Here is a 24,614-nt window from a genome sequence, read left to right as displayed (position 1 = left end):
ATAACAACTAAATGAATAGAGCAGGTGAAAATAATGGAATTCAAGCAATCGGTCGGTTATGTAATCAGCAATACAGGACGCCGTTTAAACCAACGGCTACAGCAGCTTTTTCATGAGCATGACATCACGCCCGAGCAATGGTCGCTGCTGATGTGCTTAGACGAACATGACGGTATTACACATAAAGATTTAGCTCAGCGTACGGACAAAGATCCTGCTAACATTACGCGGTTAGTCGATCAGCTCGAGCGAAAAGCACTTGTTAAGCGGACAGCGAACCCTAATGACCGGCGCTCGCAGCTTCTATATATTACGGAATCTGGCAGAACAAGCGCTCATGAGCTTGCGCCGATTGAGGCAAATTATGTACAGCAAATGCTAACGGATATCTCGGACGAGGAGATTCAAGCCTTTATGGGCTTTATGGCCAAAATCAACAAAAATGCAGCTGCCCATTGACCATTAATGATCGAAATCCACGAGGGCATGACTATCATCTGAGAGGGGAACTCGCATTGAATACCAACAAATTATGGAGTGCCGACTTCATAAAAATATGCTTAAGCAGTTTTTTCTTGTTTTTCTCGTTTTACACGTTAGCCACGGCATTATCCGTTTACGTCACGAACGGACTCGGCGGATCCGACACGCAGGCCGGTTTATCCATGACCGTATTTGTAATTGCTTCCGTTCTGCTTCGTCCATTCGCAGGTCAACTTATGACCAAGTACGGCGAACGTAAAATCGTCGTATTGTCTTTGCTTCTCTTTTTATTATTTTCGGTTGCCTACCTCGGCGTTTTTGGTTACGCCATGCTGCTGCTTGTCCGTTTTTTTCATGGCGGCACCTTCGCGATTGCAACCACCTCAACGAATACAACGGCCATCGGTATTATTCCGGAACATCGCAAAGGGGAAGGCATCAGCTATTTCAGTTTGTTTATGAGCTTAGCTATGGTGATCGGGCCGTTTGTTGGCTTGACGATTACGACACATGGCGGATTTACGGCGATGTTCGTTTTATGCGCGGTTTGCTCGCTTATCGCCTTCGTGCTGGGTGCATCAACCAAGCGCCAAACCCGAGAGCAACGGTCCGCTTCCGCAGCGAACAAACAGCCCCGCTCAAAAAATACGGGCAAGCTGCACTGGCGCGATCTCGTGGAACGGAAGGCCGTTCCGATTGCACTCAGCGGCTTTGTTGTCGCGTTTGCCTACAGCGGATTAGTAACCTTTATGTCGGTCTATACGCATGAGCAGGCCCTTGATCAATATGCGAGCTATTTCTTCGTCTGCTTTGGAATTATGATCGTTTTGCCTCGTCCTATTGTCGGAAAATTGCTCGATCGCGTCGGCGAGCATATTATTGTTTACCCTAGTATTGCCGTTTTTACGGTTGGTATGCTGCTGCTGAGCCAAGCCAGCTCACCTGCGATGCTTCTAGCTTCCGGTGCCGTCATTGGCCTCGGATACGGCGCACTGCTGCCCTGCTTCCAGACGATCGCCGTACTCGCGGCGCCCGCCCACCGCAGAGGACTCGCTACCGCAACGTTTTATTTGCTGTTTGACCTTGGTTACGGAATTGGGTCTTATTCGCTCGGGGCGCTGGCTGCAGGCTATGGCTACAGTGCCATGTATATGCTGTGCGCCATTATAATCGCCTTTTCCTCCGTCATCTATTTCATCCTTCACCACAAGCGCAAACGATTAACGGCAGCTGCCGGCGATCATGCCTTAGATCCATCCGAGGCTTAAGCCATGTTTACTGCCTGAACCGGCAAAATAATTTCAACGACCGTACCCTCATTGATCACGCTGCTGAGTCGAAGCGTACCCTTATGCGCTTCGATAATGCGCGTGCTGATCATAATCCCCAGACCGGTCCCTTTTTCCTTCGTCGTCACGAAAGGCTCGCCGATCTTCTTTATCAAATCCGCGGGGATGCCGATACCGCCGTCCTTGACCAGGATATGCACGTTGCCGTCTTCCATCGTGGTAACCGAAATAATTACTTCTCCCCCTTGGGGCATGGACTCAAGAGCATTTTTTATCAGGTTCAAAAACACCTGCTTCAACTGATCCGCGTTGCAATACAGCATCGGTCTCGTATCGTCAAAACAAACCTTCAGCTCCACATTCAACAAAATCGCCTGTGTTTCCAATATCGAGAGCACGCTTTGCAAAATAGGCTCAAGCGGTTCATTGTTAAATTGGGTGAAATGCGGCTTCGCCAGCGTCATGAATTCATTAACGATCAGCGTAATCCGGTCAATTTCATTAGCCATAATCGTAAAATAATGCGGCTGCTCGGGATATTTGGCACTCAAAAGCTGCGTAAAGCCCTTGAGCGCAGTCAGCGGATTTCGGATCTCATGCGCTACGCCGGCTGCGAGCTGTCCAATCACAGACAGCTTCTCCGAACGGATAAGGACTTCCTCGGAGCGCTTGCGGTCCGTCAAGTCCCGGATTACGCTGAGCATAACATCCTTGCCCATGTAATCATTGATTCGGATACTTGATATTTCCACATCCATGAATTGACCTCCCGGACGAACGATGATTCGTTCTTGAAAGGGGGTTGCATCATCCGAGGACATGATATTATCGACCGTTTCAAGGGTCGCGTTATGCATGCTGGGATGAATAAATTCAAATATGCTTTTATTAATAACTTGGCTTTCTTCCTCTAAGCCGATCAACTCCAGCGCGAGCTTGTTTGCATAGACGATGATTCCTTCATCGCTTATCACAATCGGTTCGGGCACAAACTTGATCATTTTCTGATAGAGCTTCGCGCTGTCCCTAAGCAGCTTCTCCTTCTCGCGTTTAAAGGTCACATCCTGTACCGTACCAAGTAAGGACGGAAGCCCATCTACCATAATAATGGAGCTGTTGCCTTCCACATAGATATAGCTGCCGTCTTTTCTTTTTCCTTTAAACTTGAGCGGAAATTGTATAATACCGTTAGCCATACTCTGCATCACTTCGTTTTGAATCCGTTTGAGATCTTCCTTCGCCATCAAATCGTTTGGAGAGATCGTCAGCAGCTCTTCTTCCGAATAACCAAACATTTCACCCAAATAAGGATTAGCGTAAACGATATTTCTTTTTTGGCCTACAAAAACGCCGGCTACGACATTCTCCATTAGGCTTTTGTATAAAAAATCCTTCTCATGCATAGAAGCTTCCATACGAATCCGGTTCGAGATGTCACGAATGATAAGCTGTACAGCCTGCTTACCGTCATACATCACTTCGACCGCTCTCAGTTCCACTTCAAACGACTCCAGATTTAGACGAAGCATCTTGTAATTGATTAACTTAGACGGATTTGCATCTCGAATAAGATAATTAATATTGACTGGAAATAATTCCAAGAAATCGGGATGAACGAATTTGTTTATGGGATGCCCGATGATTTCATCGAGCCGACTCACACCGAGCATGCTCAATGACGAACGATTCGCAAATACGATATATCCTTCACAAAAAATAATAAGCCCGTCGGGGAGCATATGGACCAGATGCTGGTACCGTTCTTCGCTTTCTCGCAATCGATCGTTAAGTTTAACGCTTTCCATCTGCATGACCATCCTTATTGGAGCAATTAACTTTATCTGTTTGTTACTTTCAACATCGCCTGCCTTCTTCCTGCTCCGATTTAAGATTTAAATATAAAAAAACATAGCCGATCAATCATCATGCCATTAGCAGCTTTGCCCTATATGCAAATTTCCACCATTCCGGCAAGCATAATCTCTTTTTTTCGACAACTTTTTCAGTCTGTCGAATTTAGAGGGGATTTCTGGTAAGCGTATAGCCTGTTATAAAAAAAGGGACCGCCCTTAAAGTAGAATGATCTGCTTCAAGGACGGTCCTTATTTAACTTATAAATATTCGATTAGCCTTCAAGAAGAAGGGCTTCTGGATCTTCTAGCAGCGCTTTAACCATTACAAGGAAACGAACCGCTTCGCTGCCGTCTACGATACGGTGATCGTATGACAAGGCAATATACATCATCGGACGGTTTTCCATGCGGACGTCGTCGATAGCTACCGGACGAATTTGAATTTTGTGCATGCCGAGAATACCAACCTGCGGCGCGTTAAGAATCGGTGTCGACAGCAGGGAGCCAAATACGCCGCCATTCGTAATCGTGAAGCTTCCGCCTTGCAGATCAGAAATCGCAAGCGTGTTGGATCTTGCTTTTCCTGCAAGCTCAACGATATTTTTCTCGATTTCAGCAAAGCTTAGACGGTCAGCGTCACGAACAACCGGAACGACAAGACCTTCCTTCGCGGAAACCGCGATACCGATATCAAAGAATTTTTTCGTAATGATATCTTCGCCGTCGATTTCTGCATTAAGCAGCGGGAATGCTTTAAGTGCGCCAACTACTGCCTTCGTGAAGAACGACATAAAACCAAGATTCACATCGTTTTTCTCAAAGAAAGCTTGCTTACGGCGTTTGCGCAAATCAAGAATCGCTGTCATGTCCACTTCATTGAAGGTTGTCAGCATTGCTGCCGTACGCTGTGCTTCAACTAGGCGGTTAGCAATCGTCACCCGGCGGCGAGACATGCGTTTGCGTTCTGTCGGTTTGCCGTCTTTGCTTGCGCTAGCCGGTTCAGCTTGCGAGAGCGGAGCGGATTTAACCGGAGTCGCTACTGCCGGAGCAGGTGCTTGTCCTTGCGCTTGCGAGAGATCAATGCCTTGCTCGCGAGCACGCTTGCGCGCTGCAGGAGAAGCGTTGATCGCTGCTGCGCTGTCGTTTGAAGATACGGCTTGCTGCGGAGCAGGTGCTGCAGCCGGTGCTGCAGGTGCCGCAGGAGCAGCAACTGCTGCCGGTTCTGCAACCGGTGCTGCCGGTGCAGAAGCGCCAGCTCCTTCGCCGATCGAACCGATGGCCTCGCCTACTAGCACGACATCGCCGTCTTGCTTAGCGATGCGAGAAACCACACCGCTGTTGTCCGCGCTAATTTCAATGTTTACTTTATCGGTTTCAAGCTCTAGCAGGACATCTCCTTGACTAACGGAGTCGCCTTCTTTCACGAACCATTTGGTAATCGTGCCTTCAGATATGGACTCGCCTAATTCTGGTACTATAATTTCAGCCATTAGTCACTACCCCCTTATCAAACTTTCAACTGGTTTGCCGTTCAATGCTGTAGAAAGAATCCACTTCTGTTCTGCGGCGTGCACCTCTTGGTGTCCGCTTGCCGTACTCGAGCGATCAGGTCTGCCGACGTAACGGACAGCTGCCTTCTTAGGCGCCAATGCGCGCAGTCTAGGCTCCATAAAGCTCCATGAGCCCATGTTTTGCGGCTCTTCTTGTACCCATACGATCTCTTCCAGCTTGTCGAACTGTTTCACGATGCGCTCGATTTCCGCATGAGCGAACGGATACAGCTGCTCGACTCTTGCCACGCGCAGCCAATCAAAGTCCTCTGCGTTTGACGAAGCAAGCGCTTCTTCAATATCGACAGCAACCTTGCCTGTGCAAAGCAGCAAGCGTTTTACTTTATCCTTCTGATCCTTCGGCTCCGTCAGGCTAAATTGCGGCAGCACGGGCTTGAATGAGCCTTCGCTCAAATCAACGCCGTGTGAAGCAACACGAGGATTACGGATCAAGCTTTTTGGCGCCATTAGAACGAGCGGACGAACCTGCTCGGTGCCTAATAGCGAGGCTTGCTTACGCAGCAAGTGGAAATATTGAGCGGAAGTTGTCAGGTTGGCAACCGTCCAGTTGTTATCAGCCGATAGCTGAAGGAAACGCTCAAGTCTTGCACTGGAATGCTCCGGGCCTTGGCCTTCATAGCCATGCGGAAGCAAAATCGTAATCCCTGATTTTTGCGACCATTTCGCACGGCCAGCTGAGATGAATTGGTCAAAAATAACCTGTGCGACGTTCGCAAAATCTCCGTATTGCGCTTCCCAGATCACGAAGGTTTCAGGCGCGAATACATTATAGCCGTACTCAAAGCCAAGCACTGCCGTTTCGGACAATGGGCTGTTATGAACCGCAAAGGAAGCTTTCGCTTGCGGAAGCATATGAAGCGGCGAGAATTTGGCTGCATTGGCATTATCGTTAAGCATGATGTGACGGTGCGCAAACGTACCGCGCTCCGAATCCTGTCCGCTTAGCCGAATCGGCGTGCCGTCTGCGAGAATCGTTGCGAACGCAAGCGCCTCCGCATGCGCCCAATCAATCTTTTCCCCATCGTTCAAAGCGGATGCTCTGCGCTGCAAAATACGTTGAAGCTTCGTATACTCCGTGAAGCCCTCAGGACGGTTAAGCAGCTCCAAGTTAATTTCGCGAAGCGTTTCAAGAGGCACCGCTGTGCGGGCTTCTTCACCTGTTGGAATCACTGATTTCCGCTGCTCGCCGCGAATCTGCGGCTGGCCTTCCTTTGCTTTCATCGCATCGTAGGCTGCTTGCAGCTTTCCGTTGGTACGCTGGCGCAGCTCCTCGACCTGCTCTTCCGTGATCGCTTTCTCGCCTTTCAACTGATCGGCATAAAGCACGCTTACCGTCGGGTGATTGCGGACCTTCGTGTACATAAGAGGCTGAGTTACTTCCGGATCATCCATTTCATTATGACCGAAACGACGGTAACCGATCAAATCGATGACAAAACCTTTATTGTAGCGGAGACGGTATTCGCAAGCTAGGCGTACAGCAGCCAAGCAAGCTTCCGGCTCATCCGCATTTACGTGTACGATAGGAATATCGAAGCCCTTCGCCAGGTCGCTGGCGTAATGCGTCGAACGTGAATCAATGCTGTTCGTGGTGAAACCAAGTCGGTTATTCGCGATGATATGCAAGGTACCGCCATTGTGATAGCCTTGCAGCTTATTAAAGTTAAGCGTCTCGGCTACAATGCCCTCACCGATGAAAGCAGCGTCGCCATGTACGCAGATCGTAACGGCTTTGGATGAATCCTGCTTCGGCATGCCCGGCTTGCTGCGATCCTCTTGCGCGGCCCGCGTGAAGCCTTCGACCACCGGATTAACAAACTCCAGATGACTCGGATTGTTGGCAAGGGTAAGATTCGCGCGAATAGTTTCGCCTTCCTTAATCGCCCGGTCTGCTCCTAAATGGTATTTCACGTCGCCGGTCCAGCCATAGTTAAGGCCCATAGATCCTTCTGACGGAATGAGCTCCTTGTTAGGCGCATGGTGGAACTCGGAGAAAATTTTCTCGTAAGGCTTGCCTAGTACATGCGTAAGTACGTTTAGGCGTCCGCGGTGAGCCATACCCATCAGAATATGGTTTGCTCCGTCATGTGCTACGGCACGCACGATTTCATCCAATACGGGCACGAGCATATCTAAGCCTTCGATGGAGAAACGTTTTTGACCCACAAATGTCCGGTGCAGGAAGTTCTCGAAATATTCAACTTCCATAAGACGCTCAAGCAATGCCGAACGTTCCCTTGCCGACAACGGTGCCGGGAAGCTGCCCGATTCCGCTTGCTTATGCAGCCAGTTCCGTTCATTTTCATCATGGATATGTGTAAACTCATAAGCCGCTGAGCGGGTATATATTTCTCTAAGGCGGTTAATCGCTTCCCAGCCGTTCGAGATCGATGCCGGAGCATTATCCCAAATCAGCGATGCCGGAATAGACGCCAAATCCGCTTGAGTAAGACCGAAGGTTTCTGGCTCGAGCAGCTTCGTATCTGCTGCTGGACTAAAGCCGAGCGGGTCTATATCCGCAGCTAAATGGCCGTATCTGCGTATGTTCAGCATAAGCTGATGCGCAGCGACAACCTTTTTCAACATATTCGAATCAATCGGACCAGGCGCTGCTGCACTTGATGCAGCCTGTTGCTCGCTTGGCTTGCTTGTAGGGACAGCCCCCATCGATACAGCCGGAGGTGCTCCAAAACGTTCAAACAGCTCTCGAACCGTTGACTCAACGGAAGTTGGATCGGTTAAGAAACGTTCGTATTGCTCCTGCACATACCCAAGGTTGGGTCCATAGTAGCTTTGCCAAGGCGAATAATTACGCTCATCATGGTTGCTCATTGCAGAAAATTCCACCCTCTCTATTCATTGCCATCCTATTATTTTCAAAGGCGAAGCCCAGCATGCATGCCCGCCAGCTTACTAATGTTCAAAACGTTTCAACATGCATTTAATATGAATGGTTATTAAATTATACCGTATTTTCTAGTGCAGGTTTCATATTGCGTTAAAGTATAGGATACAGCTTTATAGCTCCTTTATATTTTAGTACATAGTAAGCTCGCTATCCATGATCATATTGGCATCGATATCATCCATTTGAAGCATTGATTGTCGTTCTCGGACAAGAAATCGGGCATGAATCGGCCGCTGCCCGTTCGACTGGCTCTACTGCTTCATAGCTCAGCTTTTGAACGCTTGCTGCAGGAATAAAATCGCTTCGCGGGTTTGATATTCACTTACCTCATGGCCCGAAAATGGATAATCATTCAGCTGTTTGCGCGAACGAATGCGGTTGTATACCGCATATACCGTTTCTGGCAGGCATACGGTGTCCTTCCAGCCTACCGACATTAAGACCGGTGCTTTGATCCTTTCTGCCAAATTCAGTAGATCAAAATGGGCGAGCGTCCCCAGCACCGCGTTCAAGCGTTCTGGATAACGCTTAATATGCTGCGCGATTTCCGTCAGAGAGCCCGTCGAATGCATAATGCCATAATCCATATGGCACATATTCGGAATATCGGAGACGACCGCGCTAACCTTCGAATGAAGAGCGGCGGCAAGCAGCGCAAGTCCGCCACCTTGGCTCCCTCCGACAACCGCGATTCGTGCAGGATCCACCTCTTCTTGGAACAGAGCGACATCGACAGCTCTTACCGCATCCATCGTTATGGCTCTGTAATAACTTTGTTCGATGCTGGACAGCCCCTGCGTTACCCAGCCTTTGACCGCACCTTCTTCGGAGGTCAGCAGATTTCCGGTTTCGCCACCTTGCCCTCTCGCATCGACCGCAAATACGGCATAACCTAGCAGCAGCCATGCGGCGTAGCGCTCAGGCAGGCCTTTATCGCCCGTATAGCCCTGATAAATGATGACGCAAGGGATCTTCTCGCCAGCCAAACCTTGCTGCGGCACGATATACAAGCCATGAATAGGCGTATCGTCACTTCCCTTAAAGGTCAGCCGTTCCGTCCTTACGGCAGCAATCGGAGTATCGAGCAGCTCCCTGGCAATCGCAAGCGGCTTGTCTGCATAGCTGTCTAATACGGCTTGCCAATAAAGATTAAGTGCAGCTGCATCCATGGTTAACGGCGGATGATAAGACAGCAAATCATTTTTTCTACGTTCTAATGCATGCATATCAGTATACCCCTATTCCCCTATGTATTTTCGTCCATTTTCGCAATCGGTTAAAAGAATCCTAAGTTCCTGTCCGTCATCCGCAATCAAAAGGGCTATCTCATGAACGACTCAGCAAGTCAATCAATAAATAGCCCGTAACACAGCTTCTGCCTGTAAAACACGCATTAGCCCATAATTAGCAGATGCATGTTTTTTTCTTCACGCCCGCCTTGCCCATCGACACTGCTTTCTCGATATATTCAGCTGCAATAGGCACTTTGCATGCGGTATTGCCGACATCGACATGTACTTTTCCGATGCTCTCCCCAACAGCCAACGCTTCTTCCCGCAGCTCTGTAACATAAATGCCAGTCGTCATTACAAAGGCATTCATGGTATATCGGACACGGTTTTGTTCGGAATGAATGGTGCTTTGAATACGCTTCAGCAAATTTCCGATTTCGTCTAGATCCAGCTGCTCATCCTGCGTTATGGAAATATAATTCGCATAAACGCTCCAACCGCAGGTAGCTATCATCTCATCCGCCGAATCTATCCATTCAAGCGCGAGCTCACGGGCAAAAGGGCTTTCAGCGGCCACGTTTGCAACCGTATATTCCGCCGTCATGTACCAATAGGCTTGCTTTACCCAGTACTGAAGCATCTCTTTGGACATGGTTCTCGGATTCACGGTTAATCCCGCCAAATACATGGCATCGCTATTCTTCGATTCAAAAAGCTTAAGCGCAAGCTCCTGGTCCTTTTTCACTGGTTTCACGAGTTTCTTTAAGTCCCCGATTTTTACCCCGAACAACGGTTCCATCGCCCCGTGCCGAATGAAAGTCATTTTTGTTTGTTCGTTCCCCAGGCGTTCCAGCTCCTGCATAACTTCTTCATATGTCATGTTCTTGTCCCCTTTTTAGGCCATATGAACCTTAATCGCGCTCTACTTTTCCCCCTTCAATACCGTAGGCCCAATCGCAAGCGCCATGACCAGCAGCAATGCCCCCGTAAACATTGAAATGCCGTAGCTTTGCACCCAGTACGGGCTATCCTCTAAGCGCTTATATATCCAACCGCCTAACAGCGGACCGATAAACCCCGTAATGCCGGTTAGCGCGGAAAAGACAGCGATATACATTGGACGCTCCGATTTAGGCGTATCCCCGATAATAAAATTAAAGGCAAGCAGATTGTATCCCCCAATGCCAATCCCGAGGACGCAATGAACGATAACTAAAACAAGAATCGTTGGCAGCAGCTCCATACCGGACCAGAGCAAGCAGGCAAAAGCAATGATCGGAAGCGCCCATCTAAGCAAAGTGCGCGTCGCGAATTTGCTGTTCAAATTTCCCCAATAGTAATAGCTGAACATCATTACGATCATCTGAATCGTTGTGATGACAGTCACCCAGGTGTAATTAAGCTTCACGATATCCAGCATGACATAAGAGAAGAGCGGAACCGCAATGTTTTGAATCAAAATAAAGGTTGCCAAAAAAAGAGTAGCAAACAAATAAGTGCGGTCACCTAGCGGTTTTTTAAGCATTTTCCACTTTGACGTTTCAATCGAGCGCTCCAGCGGCAGATTAGGATAACGGAAAAGCTCGATACCGTTCCATACCGTGGCTGCTGCGCAAATCACATATAACACTACAAAGCCGCTGCCTTCCGGCATGCGGTTCAATATTTGGCCTCCAATGAGCAGACATAGGCTTGCCACCGCCCAATGGATCGTATTCCTTATGCCAAAATAGCGTCCGCGAACCTGGGCAGGCACCATATCCGCAACAAGCGATGTCCAAAGCACCCCGGCTGACTGGGCGCAAATAAATGAAACCGTAAACATTCCGATATAGGCCGCAACCCAGTAGCTCTCAGGCACCCAGAAAGGAATAAGACCCGTTGCGACCCACAAGATGCGATGTACAAGGCTGAACATCAAGACATAAAGCCGGCGATTCTCAAAACGGTGCATATAAAAAGCAATAACGAGTTGAACAAGGTTGGCAAATGCAGGGATCGCAAGCGCAGCGCCAATGGCGTCCGACTTTGCTCCCAAATAAAGGAGGTACGCCGTAAGCAGCGGACCTCCGAGTAAATTTCCGATAATCGTAGCGGGAATACCTTCCACAACAGCCGTGTGCAAGCCTCTCCGCTGCATGGACATTCTCCGTCTAGGCAGCAGGATGTCCTTTAACATAGTAACCCTCTCCGCTCTGCTTACTCGTGGTGAACAACCAGTTCAATCAGTGTCCTAACCATGACGCCTGTCGCTCCCTTAGGCTCCCAGCCACGGCTCGATTCCAGCCATGCGGTTCCCGCGATATCCAGATGGACCCAAGGCAAGCCTTCTGCAAAATGCCCGATAAAAAGGCCGCCGGTTATCGTCCCGCCATATCGCCCCCCGCTGTTTTTCAAATCGGCAGCATCGCTCATAATCTGCTTCTTGTACTCCGGATAAGAAGGGAGCTGCCAAATTCTCTCGCCTGCCCGCTCCGACGCCGACTGTACCTGCTTGAGGAGACCCTCATGATTGGTTACTGCACCGGTTGCTTGGGTGCCAAGCGCAACCGAAACGGCACCCGTCAGCGTTGCTACGTCAACCAGCTTCGTCGCGCCTCTGGTAATCGCGGTGGTGAGCCCGTCGGCAAGCACCAATCTTCCTTCGGCATCCGTATTTACGATCTCAACCGTATGTCCGCTCATCATGCGCAGCACGTCTCCCGGTTTAATAGCCCGGTCGGACGGCATATTCTCGGCGGTTGGAATAACCGCAATAACATTTATCGCGGGCTTCAGCTCTCCGATGACGCGCATTGCTCCCAGTACGGCTGCGGCGCCGCCCATATCCGAGATCATCTCCTGCATTCCTTCCGCTCTTTTTAACGAGATGCCGCCGGTATCAAAGGTAATCCCTTTGCCAATGAAACCCCAAGTTTCCTCGGAGCCCGGATCGCCCTTATAGTGAATAATGATCATTCGCGGCGGGTTAATGCTGCCTTGACCGACGCCAAGCAAACCGCCCATCCGCTGCTCCGCCGCGCTCCACTCGTCAATAACCTCGATTTCCAAATCGAGTTCCCGGGCCAGTTCCTCCGCATGATGCGCCAGACGCTCCGGAGTCAGATCATTACCAGGAAGATTAGTCAAATCCCTGGCCAAGTTAACGCCTTCCGCATAAAGCTTTCCTTTAGCGATGCCCTGCTCCCACAAAGCAGCTTCCTCTGGCGTAGTTGCCGCTGCCTGCGGCACAAAAGCGACTTCCTTCAGCGTAAATCTTTCATTCTGCTCACGTTTCAAAGGCTGACGGACATGAAGCGCAAGCAGCAAACCCTCCGTCAGCGCTTGAGCCGAACGCTCGGCACCGAGCTTAGCCTGCGAGCCTTCCAGCAAAACTTCCGATAACAGCACCTGGACCTTTTCCGCACGCATTTTTTTTAATGCTTTTGCGGCAGCCGCAGCGGCAAGCCGCAGGCCCGTTGCTCCGCCATCCTGCTCAAGTCCCACAAACACGATATGGGCCGAAGGATAAAGGCCTAAAGTCGGCATCACTTCGATCTGCTCTGCATCTGCCTTAAACAAACCTTTGGCATGAAGCGCACGAAGCGCATCATCGATCTGCGGCTGTATGATCTGCGCTGCCGTATCTCCTGGAATGAGTTCCTTTTTGCTGACAAATCGAATAACCGCATCGACGGCCGCTTGCTCTGAATCCCGAACCCCGTATGTAAATTGAACGCTCATTTATATGTCCTCGCTTTCTTCATGGATTGCCACCCATTCGGCATGATTCTATAAAACATCTTTTTCCAAACTCATTATACCTAAGGTCTATATACTTTTCCATGTTTATAATTGGAGTCATGCTCCTGCTTTTATCCTGGTTTAAAATACGAAAAGCCCTTCTTTCCAGTTGGAAGAAGAGCTTTTATATTATCCAAATCTTTTAGGGATGCGTCTCCGTTTAGGCTAACGGCAATGTTAGGATGAATTCCGTCCCTATGCCAGGTTGGCTTTCGACTCGGATCGTTCCGTTATGGTTGCGGACAATCCGGTAGCTTACCGATAGACCGAGTCCCGTTCCCGATTGCTTCGTCGTGAAAAAAGGATCGAATAACCGGCTCATCGTCGCTTTATCCATGCCTTTTCCATTATCTTTTATGATAATTTCCGCAAACTGGCCGTTACTGCGCGTAATAATGTCGATGAGGCCTCTTCGTTCGCCATGAACCTCTTCAATGGCATCGAGCGAATTTTTGATAATGTTTAAAATAACTTGTTTAACCTGTTTTACGTCAATCGACACAAGATGCTCTGAACAATAGCATTCCGACTTGATCTCGCAATTCCGCATCAAGGCTTCGCTTTCCGTCAGCAGAACAACTTCCTTTATCAAATGATCGATGGACACCAATTGCTTCATGGGTGCCGACGGCTTGGACGAGTTTAAAAATTCATAAATAATATCATTAGCCCGGTCAATTTCCGTTAAAATAATGCGCGCGTATTCTTCTTTGCCTACCTCCAGCAAATAAGGACGCAGCAGTTGAATAAAGCCGCGGATACTCGTTAAGGGATTACGAATTTCATGTGCAATTGCAGCTGCGATTTTGCCTAGCATGGCAAGCTTGTCATTTTGCAGTGCCGTCTGTTCTATTTGCTTGTATTCCGAGACATCCTTGACGCTAATTAAAAAATCACCGTCTAATTGATCACCGTAAGTAACCGTTACCAGTAGATGTTTGCCGTCTTTGTGCTGGAATTCATAGTACCGACTGTGCATGAGAAACATTTCTTTATAAAGCCTTAGTACCGTTCTCTTGGTGCTGCTGGTGAGCTGCCTATGCCTTAAAATCTCTTTAATTGTACAGCCAATCAAGGTTTTGCGCGGAATATCCAGCAGCTTGGCCATTTGCACATTGATAAACGATAAAATACCGTCACTGTCAAACAGGGCGATTCCGCTGTCCATGTGCTGCAGCACATTTTCGTATTTGTTCTTCACTTTTTCAAATGAACGGTTGGAACGGAAAAGCATCTCCCGCATCTCCGTAAATTTCTGCTCCGTCGATCGTTCGGGCTGTAAACGAAAGCGGCATGCGACCATGATTTCCATCAAAAATACAAATGAGCGATTGTATAATCTTACAGCCTCCTCAGAATCGACATTCGCGGCTAAAGATTGTATACATTCCTCGTGTACGGCAATTATTTCTTCGGGGTTTATTCCGTAAAGCTCCTTGCCAAGCTCATTGGCGTGGAATAATGATACTTCCTTACCACTTCTTATATACTCGGCAAGCGCCGGGAAATAGCGCTTTCGAATGGCCAACATCATGTACTCCTCCCCGGCAATATCTCTAAATAACGGTTACAGTTACTACTAATCATAGGGCGAGTTTACAATCGCTGTCAATCGGAAATACTGTCGAAATTTGTTAAGCGAATAGGCAAATAGCTGCGCCCTATGTCGATTAGGACTTTAGTCTATTTGCCTGATCACATCCTTTAAACATGCTTCTACGATCAAAAAACCAGCCCATTTAGCCCTTGCCAGCTTCGTTCAAACCGCTATCCTATTAATTGTTTTCGTTATCCTTCTTCTTATCGTTATCTTTATCACGCTGCTTATCATCGCTCTTGCTGTCCTTATCTTTGCCATCCTTCTGATCATTGTTACGGCCGTTTCGATCATCATCATTGTCCCGGCCGTTATCCTCGTCATCATTATTGCGATCTTGATTGCGATTGTCGTCTTGATCATTATTATCATCGCTATCGGAGTCATTCCAATCCTCATCATTATCTTCGTCTTGATCTCCATACTTGTCATCCTGCTTATCGGTATTCGGACGAGTTGGCCGATCAGGTTTATTTGTTTTTCCGGGCGTTACCGTAGGCTTTTTGTTCCATTCACCGTTTTTACCCGGTTTAGCCGTTTCGGAGGGTTTAGCCGACGTACTGGTTACCGGCTGTTCCGGTTTAGCGGCTTTTACAGGCTTATTCGATTTCGGGATTGCCGAAGGCTTAACCGCATTCGATTGATCAGCCTTTTGCTTTTTGGCCTTTTCCGCTTTCTCCTTGGCGACCAGTTCCTTCAATTTCTCTTTGCTCTTATCTTCCGCATTATCTACAATCGTCTTTACTCCACCGATTGGCTCCGTTATTTTATCGATGGACTGCTGCTTCAGCTGTTCGATTTCAATCGAGTAGCCTTCTTCTTTTGCCATTAAATACACAGCCATCTTGCCGGAAGAGATCCCGTTCACAGACGCTTCCTCACGGACCTCATTCGGGATCGACATCGTGGTAATATTCGCGCTTGCCGCCTCGGCAGCAAGCTTTGTCAGCAATGCTCGAAGCGTTTCGTCGACTTTTCCCGTCAAAATATTCTCATAATCGAGTTTAAGTGCGGAAGGGTCGCCTAGCAGCACGCTTGTAATAAAGATATCTTTATTAGGCGTATCAAGATAATGTGAGCCTTTAGCCCTCTCCAAAATGGCAGCGGCTACCGTTTCAACGTTAACGCCTTCGAATTGAAGGCCTTTAATGATTTGCTCGCCGTCCTCATTCAAAGCGCGCAGCTCGCGTACTTTCTCATTCTCGTCCACGCCAAGCTCTACGCTTGGATTGATATCCATGCTGACATAGGCTACTACTGGATGCGCATCACGCTGCATGACCAAGAGAAGCGGCAAGAACAACACCATAATAAGTGCAGCGGCGCTGCCATACCAATAGACAGGTTTAACCGTACGCGGCTTCCTGTATTCCTCTTCGAAAATAATCTCTTCGCCAATCTGCGGCATGCCTTGAATAGGGGCTTGCAAGAATTGACCGTCTGCCGTCATGACGACTGCATGCTGCTTATGAATGCTCATCACAACTCCGCGTTTCATTTGCTCGCCTCCTTATTCGTATCAATTGTTTCACCGGCAATATGTAAATAATCATGCATGAATGGATAAGTCCCTGAAATAACAAGTGCAATGGCAATGATATATTTCCGGTTTCTTTCCACCGTTTTCCGGGAAACGCCGCACATTTCCGTTAACTCTTTAACAGACAGCTTATTCGTTTGCCTTAGCGAATCTAACAGTTGGGGTTCGCTCACCAGGGTTTGTGCAATACCAATCAAAAGTCTTCTGGAGTCCGAGTGCTTGGGTGAATTCTCAACCAACTCCGCAAAGGAAATGCCAAACCGTTCAAGCTCATGGTCAAGTTCTAATATTTCAAGCCTTCGCTCATCCTCGGTCCGTTTGACTTCAAATGCATTCATCGCTTGTCTGGTCTCGACGGAATTATATTGAGGCTGCTCATCGTCTTCCGAATCAAACATGCTGTAGGGGACGACCTTCGAATGCCTTTGTTCTTTTCGGACATAGTCAATAAGCCGACGGCGAATGACGGTTTCAGAAAATCCGATAAATGATTTCCCTGCGCGACTCTCGAACTGATTGATGGCCTCGTTAAAAGCAAGCAGCGCTACGCTGAACTCATCGTCTCGATTCGGGTCTATATACCGTTTGCAAAATCGACTTGTTACTTTCATGATATAAGGTTTATAGTCTGCTATGAACTGCTCGCGCTGCTGCTCGTCACCTTGACGAATGCGAGCAACACATTGTTCGGGAGTAAGCTTCTGCTCAACCTCCGCGGCTTCAGCAGAAACTGGCTTCCGCAGAAAGCGTTTGAACAATACAAGTAACAACCGCTCCACCTCACTATTAGTATGATTCGTTTCTGTCTGCCCGGTTTCGGGGGGTACATTATGAGAAGATCTTCATTTATTTTTAAAAAAAGAAAAGCCTCCAAAAAGGAGGCTCACCATTCGTGTTTTAATAAACTAAACGGAAGTACGGCGTTGACGTAGCTTATTCCTTCTGTTGTTCAGCATCCCCAGACGCTTCTTCAGAACAAGCTGCCATTCCGTATCCTCAATCTGCTTAGCGAAGCTAAGCAAATCAAGTGCCATATCGATTTGACTGTGAACCACATCCATCGGATCTTCGTTCTCATGGTTTACGCAGTTTTCAAGCAGTGCCTTGCCTTCTTGCTCAACATACTCCTGAAAATCAACTTCAGCTGCGCCATCTCCATGCGCATATTCGGCTAATATCTCATATTCGTTTTCAACTAAATAATGAATATCTACACGGTGGCAGACCGGGCAAAACATGATAGGCACATTATGTATATGCGTCCGAAAATGTTTTAGCGTTCCTTTTGTTCCAATCATGCTAGCTCCACAGCAAAAACTCATTGACGACTCCTCCTTAAAGGTTTGCGAAGCAAACCTACTTCGTAAGCATCATCTTAGGTTTGCGAAGCAAACCTACTTCGTAAGCATCATCTTAGGTTTGCGAAGCAAACCTACTTCGTAAGCATCATCTTAGGTTTGCGAAGCAAACCTACTTCGTAAGCATCATCTTAGGTTTGCGAAGCAAACCTACTTCGTAAGCATCATCTTAGGTTTGCGAAGCAAACCTAAATCATAAGCATCAACAACCGGATAAGTATGCAAACTTTGAATTCTTATATGTCCTGTGGCTATATACCTTATTCGCTTTACATTAACGAAATTCCTGCTTTCTTATTATAATATCTGCCTCGCGGCCTTATAAATAAACAAAACCCGTGCCAAAATGGTCAAGACCCCATATAGCGGACACTGAATAAAAGACCCTACCTAACAAGCTGGAGCCGGTACTGAATCGGAGCCAGCTTGTTTAGTTTTCTTTGTGGACGCTTATTGTTGTAAAAGTGTATATATTCTTCAATTCGGCTTTGTGCTTCTTCTACTGATCGAATATCATAAGGATAGAGCGCTTCTGTCTTCAAATGCGAGAAGAAGCTTTCCATTGAGGCATTATCGTAACAATTGCCTCGCCTGGACATGCTGATTTGGGCGCCAACCTTTGGCAGCATGTCGTGGTAATCGTAGGACGTGTACTGGGACCCCTGATCGCTGTGAACGATCAGCCCAGCCACGTCCTTTTCCTTTTCAAACGCCTTAGAGAACGTCTGTAGAACAAGTTGCTTGTCATTGTGATGACTGGTTTGGTAAGCGACAATTTCGTTCTGACACAAATCTTTAATGGCGGAGAGATACAACCAAACATCACCAATTCGATACTGTGTGACGTCAGTTACCCATTTTTGATTGGGTGCTTCCGCTTGAAAGTTACGTTCCAGTATGTTCTTCGTAACGCGATCACCAATGTTCCAGCTTCGAGTACTGTGATGGTATTTACGACGTACTCTAGAGCGCAGCTCCATTTCTTGCATGAGCCGGAGAACCTTCTTATGGTTCATCCACACGCCATGATCTTGGAACATGAACAATTGAATTTGGCGGTACCCATACACGCCTCTATAGTATTCAAAAGTGTCACGAATTAACTGTTTATCCTCCTTATTCTCATCTGTTTTCAGTCGCTTCAAGTATGCGTAGAATCCACTTCGGGAGACACCGATTTCTTTACAGAGTTCTTTGACGCTAAAACCTTCACGAAGTTCGCAGACGAGCCGATACTTCTCTGGTATACCTCCTTCTTCGTAATTTCTAACCACTTTTTTAGGACAGCGTTCTCCATCTCCAATCGCTTAAGATAACGTTCCTGATCCTTGTACTGTACTCGTCTGCCTCGGTGTTCCATAAGTCCATATTCGCCTTGCTCTTTATACTTCCTCATCCACACCTTTAAACGCCCGATATCTGCGATCCCAAGCTCTTCCGCTACCCTCTGCTTGGTCATACCTCCATGTCGTAGCTCAATAGCCTTCTTCTTCAATTCAAAACTATACTTCTCAAATTTCTGTCCTTTTCTCGCCATAACGAAAAGCACCCCCTATAGTTTCATCGGTTTAAACACCAGGGTGTTTTTACAATGTCTACTATAAGGGGTGCACTTCAAAATGGCACGGGTTTTGTTTATTTATAAGCGAAATGTTATTTTGCAACCAGTGTTTGTTGACCTGGTTTCCAGTTGATTGGGCAAAGTCCGCCGGATTGCAAAGCTTGCAATACGCGAAGCGTTTCGTCTACGCTGCGGCCAACGTTGTTGTGGTTAACAACTTGGTATTGTACTTCGCCTTCTGGGTTGATGATGAAAAGGCCGCGAAGAGCGATACCTTCTTCTTCAATTAGCACGCCGTAGTCACGAGCAACGCTTTTCGTGATATCAGCTGCAAGCGGGAATTCAAGTTGGCCTAGGCCATTATCGTTAACCGGCGTGTTGATCCATGCACGGTGGCTGTGTTTGCTGTCAATGCTGACACCAAGAATTTCAGTGTTCAGTTTTTTGAATTCAGCAGCTGCAACGCTCAACGCAGTGATTTCCGTTGGGCATACAAATGTGAAGTCAAGCGGGTAGAAGAACAATACGAGCCATTTGCCTTTGTAATCCGCAAGTGATGCTGTACCGAAATCTTTACCGTCGCCTGTTGCTGTTTCCATCGAAAAATCTGGGGCCTGGCGGCCTACCAAACGCTCTGCCATAATAGAAAACCTCCTTGACCTATCCATAAATTTTTATTTTTCACGTCACTTCATCTGTGTGACTTACCTAGTAAATAGTATCACTAGTCTAGAATGAAGTCAATATTATAATCAATATTTATTTATAATAATTATAAACTAGGAACTACTTTCTAAGTGCGGCTACGATCAAATCGCCCATTTCTGTTGTTCCGATCGCTTTACTCTTATCAACTGCGATGTCGCCGGTACGGTGTCCAGCATCAAGCACTTCTTTAACTGCAGCTTCAATTGCCGCAGCAGCTTCGTGATATCCGAAAGTTAGACGGAACATCAGCGCTACCGAAAGAATCGTCGCGATTGGATTGGAGATCCCTTGACCTGCGATATCAGGAGCGGAGCCATGTACCGGCTCGTACAAGCCGAAGCTTCCTTCACCCAGCGAAGCAGACGAGAGCATGCCAATTGAACCAGTCAGCATAGCCGCTTCGTCGCTTAGAATATCGCCGAACATATTTTCGGTTACGATGACATCAAAGCTCGAAGGACGGCGAAGCAGCTGCATCGCGCAGTTATCAACAAGTACGTGCTCCAGTTCAACCTCTGGATATTCAGGAGCGATCCGGTTTACCACTTCACGCCATAGACGCGATGTTTCCAATACGTTCGCTTTATCAACCGAAGCTAAGCGTTTGCCGCGAGTCATTGCGATATCGAATGCTTGACGAACAATACGCTCGATTTCTTGGACATTGTATACGCAAGTATCAACCGCTTCCTCGCCGCCGGCACCTTCGCGACGGAATTTCTCGCCAAAGTAAATGCCGCCTGTCAATTCGCGGACTACAATCAGATCCGTGCCTTCAAGAACTTCCGGCTTCAAAGTCGATGCTTCTTTCAAGCAATCAAACACTGTTGCGGGACGGATATTCGAGAAAAGGCCCAATGCTTTGCGAATGCCCAGCAAGCCTGTTTCCGGACGAAGCTCTTTAGAGTTGTTGTCCCATTTCGGTCCGCCTACCGCGCCCAGCAATACCGCATCCGCGCCTTTGCAAAGGTCAAGCGTTTCTTGCGGTAGCGGCGTTCCTTTTTCATCGATTGCAATACCGCCGAACAAGCCATTCGCCGTTTCGAATTTATAGCCATAAAGCTCTTCGGTTTTTTTGAGTACTTTAAGCGCTTCGCCAACAACCTCAGGGCCGATACCGTCGCCGGCAATAACAGCAATTTTTTTTACGTCTGACATAATAAATGTAACACTCCTCTTTTTCAATTAAACTTGTCCATTCAACCATTCTGATAACTTCTGGCGATAAGCAAGTTTTCACACTCATTCTCATTCTATTATCATTTGTACCATAAAAACGGTCTGATTACAAAGATATAAAATCTATTTACTCTATAGACTGAAGCTATAAAGAACCGAAAAGACGAATGCTAAATTAGATTGCACTCGCCCATTCATGGATCATTTTTAACCCGTAGACGATACGATGGTAATGTTACGGCTTGCCGCGAGATCAAGCACGTCGGGCTCGTGTACCTGGTGGCCGTCTGCCTCCTTGATGATTTGCACTACCGGACGATTCGCAATGGCCGAGCTGTATGAGGTCACAACCGCTGTCTGACCGCTGCTTAGCGTAAGTGTGCTTGAGTGGACGCAAAGCATGATGAACTGGAAAGCAGCTTCCTAGCCGGCCGCGCATGGAAAGCCTTTACCAATGGCTTAGGGATTATTTCCTCAGCAGCTGCACCCGCAGATCCTAATCGTCATAGCCGGCAGGAGAGCACTGCCAGAGCCTTGGTTTCTATCCCCGGTGACGCCAAATCATTACGCGCATGCCTCTCGTAGAGCTTGATTTTGAAGTTGTAGCCCGCAGGCGAGCTGGTCGTGGAATCCACGGTATCGCTGCCATATTTTATCGAAGCACATAAAAGCCTGGGGTTTAAGACCGTGCCGAACTTATTCCATACGTATTATGACGGCGTAACGCCTACGCCTACCTTCGTGCTAGATCTTCAACGCGAGAAGCTGCTAAAAAGGCTGTTGGAATCATGATTATCGATTTTACCAAGAAATAAAAATAGGACAGTCCCGATGGTCATGTATCGACCTTGCGGAACTGTCCTATTCGGCATTTATATGTTCTTTTCTAGATCAAGCTCATCTTGTCGCGGCGGCCAGGCGTCTTGCGCTTCTCGATCAAACGGTTCAGCGCGTCGATATAGGCGCGCGCGCTCGCTTCTAGGATATCCGTGCTAAGTCCGCGGCCTTGGGCAGAAACTTCATCCTGCTTCAGAACGACATGAACCTCGCCTTGGGCATCCTTGCCTTGCGAAACCGATTTAATCGAGTAGTCCTCAAGCTCCACAGCTTCCTTGGTAACCTTGTCGATCGCGTTATATATCGCGTCAACGGAACCGTTGCCGATTGCTACTTCTTCCACGACTTCGCCTTCCGCGCTGCGGATCCGAACGGAAGCGCTTGGCGTCGATTGGTTGCCGTAGCTGACTTGGATCGTCTCCAGGCTGAATACTTCCGGCGTATCGATCAGCTTTTCTTCCAGCATAGCGAGAATATCTTCATCGCTAACGGTTTTCTTGCGATCGGCCAAATCCTTGAATTTAGCAAACGCCGCGTTAACCGCTTCATCCTCAAGCTCATAGCCTAGATCGATCAGCTTCTCGCGGAACGCATGGCGTCCGGAGTGCTTGCCGAGCACCAGCTTAGATTCTTTCAGACCGATCGTTTCAGGTGAAATGATCTCGTATGTCGTTTTCTCTTTCAGCATGCCATCCTGGTGAATGCCAGACTCATGCGCGAACGCATTGGCTCCTACGATGGCTTTGTTGCCTGGAACCACCATTCCCGTCAGCTTGCTGACAAGCCGGCTCGTCTTGGCGATTTCCTTCAGATTCAATGTCGTTTGTGCACCAAAGTAATCCGGACGTGTCGCAAGCGCCATTGCGATTTCTTCAATCGCCGTATTGCCTGCACGCTCCCCGATTCCGTTAATGGTACCTTCGACTTGATCCGCGCCGTTCAAAATTGCCGCAAGCGCGTTAGCCGTAGCCATGCCGAGATCATCATGGCAATGTGCGCTCAACTGAATCGTTTCGATATTCGGTACGTTTTCCTTCAGCGTTTTGAAGATATTGCCGAATTCATGCGGGTTCAAGTAACCAACCGTATCCGGAATGTTTACGACCGTTGCTCCCGCTTTGATCGCGAGCTCCGTTACCTGGCATAAGAAATCAAGCTCGGTACGACCGGCATCCTCAGCCGAGAACTCGACCTTGTCAAAGTATTGCTTCGCGTAACGAATAGCGCGCTCTGCCGTTTCAAGCACCTGATCCTTCTCCATCCGAAGCTTATGCTTACGGTGGATAGGGCTGGTAGCAAGGAACACGTGAATGCACGGATCCTGCGCACCGATAAGCGCTTCGCGCACTGCATCGATATCCTGCTCGCGCGAGCGCGACAGACCGATTACCGTAGCATTCTTCACTGCGCGCGCAACCGCGTTAACCGCAGCAAGATCGCCTGGCGAAGCCGCTGGGAAGCCAGCCTCAATACGGTCCACTCCAAGCTTCTCAAGCTGAAGGGCAATCTCTACCTTTTCCTTCGTGTTCAGGTTTACCCCGGGAGATTGCTCTCCATCACGAAGCGTTGTATCGAAAACATAAATTTTCCGCATTTGTGCATTGCACCTCCGTGAACAGAATGATCCCGGCACGCGCATGGGGCCGCCGTACGAAACGTGATCCGCTTCGTACGGCGATCCGGCGAACCGGGATATGGTCGTTCATTCTATCTGATATTACTTCTTGATCCAGTGCATCAATTCGCGAAGCTGTGCGCCTGTTTGCTCAATTGGATGAGCAGCTTCGTTACGGCGCGTAGCTGTAAGCATTGCACGGTTCGATTGGTTTTCCAAGATGAAATCACGAGCGAAACGGCCGGATTGGATATCTTCCAATACGCGTTTCATTTCTTTTTTCGTTTCTTCCGTAACAATACGAGGACCAGTTACATAATCGCCGTATTCTGCAGTATTGGAGATGGAATCGCGCATCGACGAAATTCCGCCTTCATACATCATGTCAACGATCAGCTTAAGCTCGTGCAAGCACTCGAAGTAAGCCATTTCCGGAGCATAGCCAGCTTCAACAAGCGTCTCGAAGCCTGCTTTAACAAGTGCGGAAGCACCGCCGCAAAGAACGGCTTGCTCACCGAACAAATCTGTTTCTGTTTCTTCTTTGAAAGAAGTTTCGATAACGCCTGCACGCGTACAGCCGATACCTTTAGCATATGCAAGGCCGATAGCTTTAGCATTGCCAGTAGCATCTTGCTCGATTGCAATTAGACCAGGAACGCCAAAGCCCTCTTGGTAAGTACGGCGAACCATGTGACCAGGGGATTTTGGAGCAACTAGGAATACGTCTGTATCTGCGTTAGGCACGATTTGGCCGTAGTGGATGTTGAAGCCGTGAGAGAACATAAGAGCCGCGCCTTTTTTCAGGTTAGGAGCGATTTCTTCGCTGTATACTTTCGCTTGTGTTTCGTCAGGAAGCAAGATTTGAACAACGTCAGCTACTTTAGTTGCTTCTGCAACTGTAAGTACTTCGAAACCGTCTTTTTTAGCAACATCGGCGGATTTACCCGGACGAAGTCCGATAACTACTTTCAAGCCGCTGTCGCGAAGGTTTTGCGCTTGAGCGTGTCCTTGGCTACCGTAACCGATTACTGCGATTGTTTTGCCTTGTAGTACGCCTTGATCAGCGTCTTTTTCATAGTACATTGTAACTGCCATTTTAA

21 protein-coding genes are annotated in these 24,614 nt (G+C 48.1%); 3 read left to right on the top strand and 18 right to left on the bottom strand.

Annotation, left to right across the window (positions count from 1 at the left end; all coding sequences use genetic code 11):
• The first annotated feature begins 33 nt into the window (after nucleotides 1-33).
• Complete coding sequence (locus ACN6MW_RS21070; protein WP_419871917.1) at nucleotides 34-459, top strand: MarR family winged helix-turn-helix transcriptional regulator; 426 nt, start codon at nucleotides 34-36, stop codon at nucleotides 457-459.
• A gap of 56 nt (nucleotides 460-515) precedes the next feature.
• Nucleotides 516-1,751: an MFS transporter gene (locus ACN6MW_RS21065; protein WP_419871916.1), complete on the top strand. Its 1,236-nt coding sequence runs from the start codon at nucleotides 516-518 to the stop codon at nucleotides 1,749-1,751.
• Here ACN6MW_RS21065 and ACN6MW_RS21060 read toward each other — a convergent pair.
• From ACN6MW_RS21060 to ACN6MW_RS20985, 16 genes are all read right to left on the bottom strand, one after another.
• Nucleotides 1,748-3,577: a PAS domain S-box protein gene (locus tag ACN6MW_RS21060; protein WP_419871915.1), complete on the bottom strand. Its 1,830-nt coding sequence runs from the start codon at nucleotides 3,575-3,577 to the stop codon at nucleotides 1,748-1,750. The genes ACN6MW_RS21065 and ACN6MW_RS21060 overlap by 4 nt on opposite strands.
• 320 nt (nucleotides 3,578-3,897) lie before the next feature.
• Nucleotides 3,898-5,115, bottom strand: a complete 1,218-nt coding sequence (gene odhB, locus ACN6MW_RS21055; protein WP_419871914.1) for a 2-oxoglutarate dehydrogenase complex dihydrolipoyllysine-residue succinyltransferase — start codon at nucleotides 5,113-5,115, stop codon at nucleotides 3,898-3,900.
• A 6-nt stretch (nucleotides 5,116-5,121) separates the two neighbouring features.
• Entirely contained in the window at nucleotides 5,122-8,028 is a 2,907-nt protein-coding gene (locus ACN6MW_RS21050) for a 2-oxoglutarate dehydrogenase E1 component (protein WP_419871913.1), read from the bottom strand.
• Nucleotides 8,029-8,370: 342 nt separating this feature from the next.
• The gene (locus ACN6MW_RS21045; RefSeq protein ID WP_419871912.1) at nucleotides 8,371-9,330 is read right to left on the bottom strand and encodes an acetylxylan esterase; all 960 of its coding nucleotides are present in this window, start codon (nucleotides 9,328-9,330) and stop codon (nucleotides 8,371-8,373) included.
• Nucleotides 9,331-9,508: 178 nt separating this feature from the next.
• Nucleotides 9,509-10,216 carry a DNA alkylation repair protein gene (locus ACN6MW_RS21040; RefSeq protein ID WP_419871911.1) on the bottom strand — a complete coding sequence of 236 codons (708 nt, stop codon included), beginning with the start codon at nucleotides 10,214-10,216 and terminating at the stop codon, nucleotides 9,509-9,511.
• Nucleotides 10,217-10,258: 42 nt separating this feature from the next.
• Nucleotides 10,259-11,515, bottom strand: coding sequence for an MFS transporter (locus ACN6MW_RS21035; protein WP_419871910.1), 1,257 nt, complete (start codon nucleotides 11,513-11,515; stop codon nucleotides 10,259-10,261).
• 20 nt (nucleotides 11,516-11,535) lie between these two features.
• A complete protein-coding gene (locus ACN6MW_RS21030; protein ID WP_419871909.1) occupies nucleotides 11,536-13,059 on the bottom strand; it encodes a leucyl aminopeptidase in 1,524 nt (507 codons plus the stop codon).
• 220 nt (nucleotides 13,060-13,279) lie between these two features.
• Complete coding sequence (locus ACN6MW_RS21025; RefSeq protein ID WP_364144003.1) at nucleotides 13,280-14,650, bottom strand: ATP-binding protein; 1,371 nt, start codon at nucleotides 14,648-14,650, stop codon at nucleotides 13,280-13,282.
• A gap of 244 nt (nucleotides 14,651-14,894) precedes the next feature.
• Nucleotides 14,895-16,214, bottom strand: coding sequence for an anti-sigma-I factor RsgI family protein (locus tag ACN6MW_RS21020; protein ID WP_419871908.1), 1,320 nt, complete (start codon nucleotides 16,212-16,214; stop codon nucleotides 14,895-14,897).
• The gene (gene sigI / locus ACN6MW_RS21015) at nucleotides 16,211-17,026 is read right to left on the bottom strand and encodes an RNA polymerase sigma factor SigI (protein ID WP_419871907.1); all 816 of its coding nucleotides are present in this window, start codon (nucleotides 17,024-17,026) and stop codon (nucleotides 16,211-16,213) included. Before sigI ends, ACN6MW_RS21020 begins: the two co-directional genes overlap by 4 nt.
• A gap of 135 nt (nucleotides 17,027-17,161) precedes the next feature.
• The gene (locus ACN6MW_RS21010; RefSeq protein WP_419871906.1) at nucleotides 17,162-17,578 is read right to left on the bottom strand and encodes a hypothetical protein; all 417 of its coding nucleotides are present in this window, start codon (nucleotides 17,576-17,578) and stop codon (nucleotides 17,162-17,164) included.
• A 422-nt stretch (nucleotides 17,579-18,000) separates the two neighbouring features.
• A complete protein-coding gene (locus ACN6MW_RS21005) occupies nucleotides 18,001-18,861 on the bottom strand; it encodes an IS3 family transposase (RefSeq protein WP_419876248.1) in 861 nt (286 codons plus the stop codon).
• Nucleotides 18,756-19,151 carry a helix-turn-helix domain-containing protein gene (locus tag ACN6MW_RS21000; RefSeq protein ID WP_419876514.1) on the bottom strand — a complete coding sequence of 132 codons (396 nt, stop codon included), beginning with the start codon at nucleotides 19,149-19,151 and terminating at the stop codon, nucleotides 18,756-18,758. Before ACN6MW_RS21000 ends, ACN6MW_RS21005 begins: the two co-directional genes overlap by 106 nt.
• Before the next feature lie 116 nt (nucleotides 19,152-19,267).
• Nucleotides 19,268-19,816, bottom strand: a complete 549-nt coding sequence (locus tag ACN6MW_RS20995; RefSeq protein ID WP_364144012.1) for a peroxiredoxin — start codon at nucleotides 19,814-19,816, stop codon at nucleotides 19,268-19,270.
• Between the two features lie 145 nt (nucleotides 19,817-19,961).
• Nucleotides 19,962-21,041, bottom strand: a complete 1,080-nt coding sequence (gene leuB, locus ACN6MW_RS20990) for a 3-isopropylmalate dehydrogenase (protein ID WP_364144015.1) — start codon at nucleotides 21,039-21,041, stop codon at nucleotides 19,962-19,964.
• Nucleotides 21,042-21,269: 228 nt separating this feature from the next.
• Nucleotides 21,270-21,410, bottom strand: a complete 141-nt coding sequence (locus tag ACN6MW_RS20985) for a hypothetical protein (protein WP_419871905.1) — start codon at nucleotides 21,408-21,410, stop codon at nucleotides 21,270-21,272.
• Nucleotides 21,411-21,686: 276 nt separating this feature from the next.
• Here ACN6MW_RS20985 and ACN6MW_RS20980 point away from each other — a divergent pair, with 276 nt between their 5' ends.
• Nucleotides 21,687-21,854 (top strand): hypothetical protein, encoded by a 168-nt coding sequence (locus ACN6MW_RS20980; RefSeq protein WP_419871904.1) that lies wholly within the window; start codon nucleotides 21,687-21,689, stop codon nucleotides 21,852-21,854.
• A gap of 94 nt (nucleotides 21,855-21,948) precedes the next feature.
• Here ACN6MW_RS20980 and ACN6MW_RS20975 read toward each other — a convergent pair whose 3' ends face one another.
• The gene (locus ACN6MW_RS20975) at nucleotides 21,949-23,493 is read right to left on the bottom strand and encodes a 2-isopropylmalate synthase (RefSeq protein ID WP_419871903.1); all 1,545 of its coding nucleotides are present in this window, start codon (nucleotides 23,491-23,493) and stop codon (nucleotides 21,949-21,951) included.
• Between the two features lie 123 nt (nucleotides 23,494-23,616).
• Nucleotides 23,617-24,609, bottom strand: coding sequence for a ketol-acid reductoisomerase (ilvC, locus tag ACN6MW_RS20970; protein WP_183567566.1), 993 nt, complete (start codon nucleotides 24,607-24,609; stop codon nucleotides 23,617-23,619).
• Nucleotides 24,610-24,614: the final 5 nt, after the last annotated feature.

Source organism: Pristimantibacillus sp. PTI5 (assembly GCF_048572955.1).
GTDB lineage: Bacteria > Bacillota > Bacilli > Paenibacillales > Paenibacillaceae > Pristimantibacillus.
The sequence above is the reverse complement of the archived record's forward strand: the minus strand, read 5'-3'. Positions and strand labels throughout refer to the sequence as shown.